The organism is Chamaesiphon sp. OTE_20_metabat_361, from assembly GCF_031364565.1.
Genome location: NZ_JANLWO010000048.1, coordinates 1 through 6743, shown reverse-complemented (window position 1 = coordinate 6743; position 6743 = coordinate 1). Strand labels below are relative to the sequence as shown.

General features: G+C 45.2%; 8 protein-coding genes. 3 read left to right on the top strand and 5 right to left on the bottom strand.

The genetic code is table 11. The annotated features are described in order from the left end of the window. A partial coding sequence (locus RMO35_RS01265; protein ID WP_309738004.1) for a peptide ligase PGM1-related protein occupies positions 1–712 on the top strand: 712 nt, incomplete at its 5' end. Positions 713–823: 111 nt separating this feature from the next. Here RMO35_RS01265 and RMO35_RS01260 read toward each other — a convergent pair. The 4 genes from RMO35_RS01260 to RMO35_RS01245 all read right to left on the bottom strand — a co-directional run bounded on the left by RMO35_RS01260 (position 824) and on the right by RMO35_RS01245 (position 4061). Further along, the gene (locus RMO35_RS01260) at positions 824–1636 is read right to left on the bottom strand and encodes a DUF6816 family protein (protein WP_309738003.1); all 813 of its coding nucleotides are present in this window, start codon (positions 1634–1636) and stop codon (positions 824–826) included. Positions 1637–1796: 160 nt separating this feature from the next. After that, positions 1797–2885 (bottom strand): chorismate synthase, encoded by a 1089-nt coding sequence (gene aroC, locus RMO35_RS01255; RefSeq protein ID WP_309738002.1) that lies wholly within the window; start codon positions 2883–2885, stop codon positions 1797–1799. 120 nt (positions 2886–3005) lie between these two features. After that, positions 3006–3425, bottom strand: a complete 420-nt coding sequence (locus RMO35_RS01250; protein WP_309738001.1) for a hypothetical protein — start codon at positions 3423–3425, stop codon at positions 3006–3008. Between the two features lie 111 nt (positions 3426–3536). Then, entirely contained in the window at positions 3537–4061 is a 525-nt protein-coding gene (locus RMO35_RS01245; protein ID WP_309738000.1) for a hypothetical protein, read from the bottom strand. 438 nt (positions 4062–4499) lie between these two features. On the opposite strand from RMO35_RS01245, the gene RMO35_RS01240 reads away from it, so the two are divergent. Both RMO35_RS01240 and RMO35_RS01235 read left to right on the top strand, forming a co-directional pair. Further along, positions 4500–5066: a sigma-70 family RNA polymerase sigma factor gene (locus RMO35_RS01240; protein WP_309737999.1), complete on the top strand. Its 567-nt coding sequence runs from the start codon at positions 4500–4502 to the stop codon at positions 5064–5066. Between the two features lie 2 nt (positions 5067–5068). Continuing rightward, the gene (locus RMO35_RS01235; RefSeq protein WP_309737998.1) at positions 5069–5809 is read left to right on the top strand and encodes an anti-sigma factor; all 741 of its coding nucleotides are present in this window, start codon (positions 5069–5071) and stop codon (positions 5807–5809) included. Between the two features lie 152 nt (positions 5810–5961). Here RMO35_RS01235 and lipB read toward each other — a convergent pair whose 3' ends face one another. Continuing rightward, positions 5962–6651, bottom strand: coding sequence for a lipoyl(octanoyl) transferase LipB (gene lipB / locus RMO35_RS01230; RefSeq protein WP_309737997.1), 690 nt, complete (start codon positions 6649–6651; stop codon positions 5962–5964). Positions 6652–6743 lie beyond the last annotated feature (92 nt).

Sequence of the window (6743 nt, the reverse complement as noted above, 5' to 3'; positions counted from 1 at the left end):
CGGCGCGATCGTCGAAGCCTTTATCGAAGGCGAAAATAAACAATCTCCGAGCGTGCAGGGGTGCATCACACCGCTGGGTACAGTCGAAATTCTCTCGACTCACGATCAAATTTTAGGCGGCCCCGACGGGCAAATTTTCTTAGGCTGTCAATTTCCCGCCGCCGCTGCCTATCGTCGTCAACTTCAGGATCTAGGATTGACAATTGGCAAAAACTTAGCTGCTAAAGGTGCGATCGAACGGTTTGGGGTAGATTTTATGGCGGTAGAATCTCCTGATGGTAATTGGGATTTACAGGCGATCGAAATCAATCTCCGCAAAGGTGGTACCACTCATCCCTTTATGACGCTCAAACTCCTCACCAATGGTGATTATCAACTGGATGATGGTTTGTTTTATAGTCAGCAAGGTCAGCCTAAATATTATTTTGCTTCGGACAATTTGCACAAACCCCAGTATCGGGGTTTATTACCGAACGATCTGATGGATATTATCGCGCATCACCGCTTGCACTTCGATAGCAGTACCGAGACGGGGACAGTTTTTCACCTATTGGGCTGTTTGTCAGAGTTTGGCAAAGTCGGGTTGACGAGTATCGGTAATTCGTTAGCTGAAGCTCAGGAAATTTATCGCAAAGTCGAGGAAGTTCTCGATCGCGAAACGCAACTAATTAATACTAAATCTTCATTACCGATCTCGTGGAAATGCCGTTAAATTAATTGAGAATTGAGAATTGAGAATTGAGAATTGGGTTTTCAGGATGGGGATTTAGATCCCTTGTTCTCGTTAACAACATATCTAAAAAATCGATTTTAGCGATTGGTATTAACTGGTCGGAATTAACTCCAATCGATACTTGTATAAAGCGACTGGACGATCGCCTTGCTTGCCACGCGATCGAAAATAATCGGGATCTTGTGGGGATAGATAGATTGCCGAAATCTGTGTCGCGGTAATCTTTGGTATTGGAGTAGCTGAAAATTGATAACTAGTAGTAGTTTCGACGGTATTGAGATAAATCGTCGCCGTCGTCCTAAATACTTGTTGTGAGACTTCAGTGGAAATGAATCGATTGGGGGCAGGTGCTTCGAGATCGAATCCAGTGACAAAGGCTTCTAGCTGACGATCTTGGGTGAGTTGGGTAATTTGTTTGGTGGGATTTTGCGGGTCGATTTTGACAGATTTCACGTTAGCAGCACCTAAATAAGCCGTGGTGATATTTAAACCATTAAACGCTCGATCGGCGACAATTTTCGGTGTGGGTAAATTCGATTTTAATTTGGGCAAATTTAGCAGCGAAGATTTGAGATTTTTATTTGGATCTGTCTGGATAAATTGGACGGTAAACTCGATCGGTTTATCGATATATTGGCGGTTGCTCTCAAAACCGGGCGTGACAATTTCCGGCGCTAACGGGGCAATCTGTTCGAGGAGAGTACTATTCGCCATCCAGCGTCCGCGAAACCACTCAGGATAGCTCAATTCGCCCTCATGCAGCGCGACTTTCGGCTGGGCGTTCCAATCGGGGTATCGAGCCACTCGATCGCTCAGATCGCCTGCTAGAGATATCTGAATGCTCCCGCACCAGATCGCGATCGTGCCGATCCAAATTAAAATTTTGCGGACTAAACTATTCATACGCTGTTTTTAGCTAGTTTACTCCGTCGATCGACAAACAATGAGCAGCGACAGAAATCCCCTCCTCGGAGAGGTTCCCAATGGGCACAGATGAAAAATCCCCTCCTTGGAGGGGTGCCCAACGGGCGGGGTGGGTAGATCCACGCCACCCACCGAAAACTTACAAAACCTTACACTGCCCATAATACCGCAGCAGGTGATCGCACAACACCAGTGCCACCATCGCTTCCACCATCGGTACCGCACGCGGTAACACACATGGATCGTGTCTGCCTTTGGCGGCTAGAGTTGTCTCTTCCCCCGCTTGGGTGACAGTATTTTGCTCTTTGCGAATCGTCGCCGTGGGCTTAAATGCCACTCTGATAATAATATTCTCACCATTAGAAATCCCGCCTTGGGTACCACCAGAGCGGTTGGTTCGCGTCCGAATTTCCCCATCCTCATCGGTGTAAAACTCGTCGTTGTGCTCGCTCCCAGTCATTAGCGTCCCCGCAAAACCCGAACCGATTTCAAATCCTTTAGTAGCGGGGAGAGACATCACCCCTTTGGCGATATCGGCTTCCAACCTGTCGAATACTGGCACACCCAAACCTTTCGGGACATTCCGCACCACGCATTCTACCACGCCGCCGATCGAGTCGCCTTCTCTGCCGATCGCTTCAATCCGATCGATCATCTGCTCCGCACAGGTGAGATCCGGACACCGCACAATGTTACTTTCGACTTGCTCCATCGTCACGGTACTACTATCGACAGTCGCTTCGATGTCCTGAATCCGTTTGACATAGCCGATGACTTCGACATTATTCACGATTTGCAGAATCTTTTTGGCAATTGCCCCCGCTGCTACGCGTCCGATGGTTTCCCGCGCCGAAGATCTACCGCCACCTTGCCAGTTCCGAATCCCATATTTGGCATCGTAAGTCGCATCGGCATGAGAGGGGCGATAAGTCTGCACCATCTCACTATAGTCTTGAGAGCGAGCATCTTTATTTCTGACTAGAATACTAATCGGCGTGCCTGTAGTTTTCCCTTCAAATACTCCAGACAGAATTTCGCAAGTATCAGTCTCCTTGCGGGGTGTCGTGATTTTACTCTGTCCGGGACGCCGCCTGTCGAGTTCGACCTGGATCTCGGCTTCGCTGATTTCTACCAGTGGCGGACAACCATCGATGATGACACCTACCCCACCCCCATGTGATTCACCATAGGTGGTGATTCTAAATAAATGCCCAAAGGTGTTGCCCATCTTACTCCATCTATTTTCGGTGATTAGTTACTAGTTTATCAGTATGGAAGAGGAGATGCAGAAGCGAACTATCGTTACACCTGCTGCATCATCGATCGCCAAAGTAAAGTATTTGTCCAATTAGATCTTTTGTTCGGTAAGCACAACTTCTTTGAGCATATTGCTAGTACATTTAAAATTTGGCATCTGTTGAAGTATGGGTAGACTATAACCATTATCAACTCGAAGACGGTAAGTAACTACGAAATGAATTTGCTCGTTATTGACTTTTTCCAGGTCGCGCTTTGCAATAGTAAAGGTACGACCGACGGATATGTTTTGCTCTCCATCAATGCCAAATACTCCAGTTTCAGTCTTATATTGACCTTTGTCTGGCTCAAGGTATTGCAACTTGGTAACTTTCATTTCACGGGAGGTACCATTTTTGAGCCTGATGTCCACATTTTTACAAGTTTCCGAGCCTGCGACTGCCGCTGGTGGCATCCAGGCACTTAAAGCGACGACTAAGAGGGAAGGAAGAAAGAAAAGAGATGTTTTCATGGTATTTGCTCCTGTGAGTTATGTGGTGGGTGAGATAAAGCTGTGTGGATCGATCGCTGATTGCCATCGATCCACAGAGAATAATGTAAGTGGATATTAAGATAGTGCAATCTATTTATCGAGTAGAACTGGATGCGTACTTCCGTCGATACAAACAAAACGATCGGTAGTCACACGAACAGGAGCGGCAAAATTATTAATGCCTTGTTTATGTTGGTATGTAACTCGGAATTGAGTACGACCACCAACTTGAGCGAAATTTCGCGTCGCCCGGTGGACTGTGCCGGATTGTAGTTCCCGTGTTCCGCTCGCACCCAAGAGTTGCTTGGGTACAAATGCGTTCTGAGTAGTATCTAAGTACTCAAAATTCGTGACCTTTACCGTATCTGGAGTTCCATTTTGAATATTGACATCTACATTGGCACAGGTAGCAGCGGGAGCGGGAGCGATAGTGGTAGTAGGAGCGTTGGTGGGAATGGTAGTGGGAGTGGGAATGGTAGATCCGGGAATGGGAGAATCAGGAATGGCAGAGGCACGATCGCTTGTACCTAGACACAGACTAACTGCTAATATCGATAGCAATACTTTGGCAGGTAATTGAGTTTTAAAGAGATTGGTAAGCGTAGAAAATTTCATGGTGATGTTCCTAGATTTGTTAAGTGGACTCGCTCTATATTAAATAGATTAGCTAAAGAGAGAGTTGGTAAAAGTCATCAAGACTGGCTGATTTTTATTCTCCATTCTTGCTGTTGTTATTAGTACGCGCTCGTGATGCAATTGGATCGAAATTCTCAAACTTTTTTATAAAAAAGACTTGTTAAAGCGCTAAAGCCCCTGCAAAGCAAGCGGTGCAGCATTTTAGAGCGGGGTGTAAACTTTGAATTTCAAGCTGAAATGCAGCATTTTTCAACCAGACAAATTAGAATTAAGAGGACTATTGAAATTTTACAAACAGAGTTTAAAAAAAGTTGTAACAGTAAATGAACCGCGATCGATCGAGTTTACAAGAAAACCGTAAAATGTATTGAGCTAAGTGTAGTAATCCATTTGGTGGTAAATTCTCTTTTACACTCTATGAAAAACTCACCTGATGCCGAACTGGTGCATAATTTGCGGCTCGGTCAGCATCAAGCTCTAACTGTTCTGTACGATCGATATGCTGGGTTGGTGTATAGCATCGCTCACCAAATTTTGCAAAATGCTCAGGAAGCAGAAGATCTCACCCAAGATATTTTTTTAACATTTTGGCAAAATAATAGTTTTAACCCAGATCGCGGCTCTGTAAGTAGTTTTTTAGGACTACTGACGAGATCGAGAGCGATCGACAAAATTCGGAAGCGGACTACTGCTACTAGTTTTTTGTCTCGGTGGCAGAAAACTATTACTGAGGAATCTACAGCTCCCTCACCATTAGAACGCGCGACAACGGCTGAAATTAAAACTAGTATCCATCAAGCGATGCAAGCATTACCAGAACTACAGCGTCAAATCCTCAATCTGAATTATTATCAAGGTTTGAGTCACAATCAAATCGCTGAGTCTTTGAATCTCACGCCTGGAGTTGTCAAAAGTCGTCTCCGACAGGCGCTGGTGCAACTCAAGGCAAGTTTGGCTGGCGTGGACATATTAGAAATAGATTAACCATGATAAATTCCACCCTTTCTGACGAAACAAGAGAGCTAGCTGCTGGGTATGTGCTAGATGAATTAAAGCCATCTGAAATAGAATTGGTCGAGCGCATGATGTTAGAAAATCCTGCTCTGCGCCAAGAAGTGCGAGAACTACAGATGGTCTTGGGCGGTCTTGCCCTAGATGTGCCTCAACTACAGCCACCAGCCCATTTGCGCGATCGAGTCCTGCAATCCTCGGAGATCGATCGTCAAGTGGTAGCAGTGCCAAAAAAACGGAACTGGAGTAAGATCGTCGCTATTTTTGCCCTCATTTCAGCAGCAGCATTATCACTCGATAATTTCCGACTGCGACAAGACCTCAGTTTTGCCAGACAACAAACTCCCGAACGGCTTGCTAACTTGTTACAACGCCCGAATAGTAAACTAGTCTCTTTAACAGCACAAACTACTGGAGCGTCTGGTGGTACAGTGCTATTTACACCCGGAAAGTGGCAAGAAGTAGTGGTGTCAGTTAAAAATTTACCACCCTTACCAGTAGATCGGGTATATCGGTTGTGGTTGAGCCTAAATAATCAGCAGGTTATCTACTGTGGTGAATTTCGTACCGATGGACAAGGAAATGCTTCTCAGTCGATTAATCCACCCCAAGTACCGCCTCTTGGCACAAAAGCTACTGGTTTATTTGTCACAGTCGATCGCGCAGATGCACCATTAGCACCCACTGGAACTCGCATTATAGCTGGGGAAATCTAAGCTATTTGGGGATAGCGCGTTGTTACATATCGTGCATTAAACCTAGCTATTGCCTGACACAATCGCAGCGTCAATCAAAATTTAGCCTGTACTTTTGTCAAAGGTTGATTGTTTTGAATCTTCAGCCGCATTCATGTTCGATCGTCCGATCGTTAAATTTGAAATTCTTCACTTTCTAGCATTTCTATCCCAAACACTTCACCAAATACGTGGATAATTTGCTGGCGTACTAAATAAGGATTGATGTTTGGGATAAATTCAGCCATACTGCCCACAGATCGATCGGCAATGCCACATGGTACGATCTGCTCGAAGCCGCTCAGATCTGGGCAGACATTTAGGGCAAAACCGTGCATAGTAATCCATCTACTAACCTTAATCCCGATCGCCGCAATTTTGCGGTCTTCTACCCAGACCCCAGTTAACCCCTCAATTCTTTCCCCAGCAAGATTATGTAAAGCTAAAACTCTAATGACAACTTCTTCTAGTTGTCTTAAATACCAGTGTAAATCTTGTTGGTAATAGCGTAAATTGAGAATGGGATAGGCAATAATTTGACCAGGACAGTGATATGTAACTTCGCCACCGCGCTCAACGCGATATAGTTCGTACTCAGTCTGGAGATGGTCGAACTTTAAGTATTCTAAACTAGCGTCAGTGCCGAGCGTGTATACGGGTGGATGTTCGAGAATGACTAGAGCATCAGCACGATCTGGGTCGATCGTGCGTTCTTTTTGGAGCGATTTTTGCCAAATCCACGCCGTTTGATAGTCGATCGTCCCACAGTTATATAGCGAACATTTGCGTTTACTTCCAGCTAGTTTTTCAGGGTAAGTTAGCATTATTTTGCGAGATTTTAAGATTGATGAGAGACAGAATAAACACAATCAGAAATAAGATTAAGCCGATCGTGCAAGCATAGCTCAGATCGGGA